This is a genomic window from Vibrio sp. 1978 (genome assembly GCF_033344345.1).
Window position 1 is genome coordinate 1 of record NZ_JAWPOP010000518.1, and the last position, 672, is coordinate 672.

1 protein-coding gene is annotated in these 672 nt (G+C 49.6%); it reads right to left on the reverse strand.

What is annotated here, in order from left to right; all coding sequences use genetic code 11:
- Positions 1-672 (reverse strand): DUF5801 repeats-in-toxin domain-containing protein (locus R8N49_RS27585; protein ID WP_412034922.1); only part of this gene is annotated, 672 nt, incomplete at both ends.

Genomic DNA, 672 nt, shown 5'->3' on the forward strand with positions numbered 1-672 from the left:
TGATCGCTTGAACATTGTTAATTGTTGGCTGGTCATCAACAATGGTTACAGGGATGGTTGCCGATGACGTATCGCCATCAAAGTCGGTCGCGATGATTGGAAAGTTTAGCGTCAGTTCATCACTACCAGTCGCGTGATCGATTGGGCCTTCCAACGTAAAGTTGTATGAACCATCGGTGTTCACCACCAACGTAAATACAGGGTTGCCGTCAGCGGTCGCAGTGTAAGTGAAGCTGCCATCTGCATTCGCTGTTTCAACCAAATCAACAACTTCGCCGTGCGACGTTAATCCTGCTACAGGGTTCGTCGAGCCGTCGAGTTGATAGCTCACCACTCGGTCAGAACCTTCCGTTGTGGTGAACTTGCCATCAATAGAAACAACGCCATCTTGAGCAGAGCCAATTCTCGTTAAATCGTCTTCATCCACTGTAATGGCATCGACGTTTGTGATGGTCGGTTGGTCATCGAAGATAGTCACTGGGATCACCGCGGAGCTGGTGTCACCATCAAAGTCCGTTGCGATGATTGGGAAGTTCAGCGTTAGCTCGTCGCTATTAATAGCGTGATCGATTGGGCCTTCCAGTGTGAAGTTATAACTGCCATCCGTTTCCACTACCAACGTAAAGACAGGGTTGCCATCTGCGGTCGCAACGTAGCTGAAGCTGCCATCAG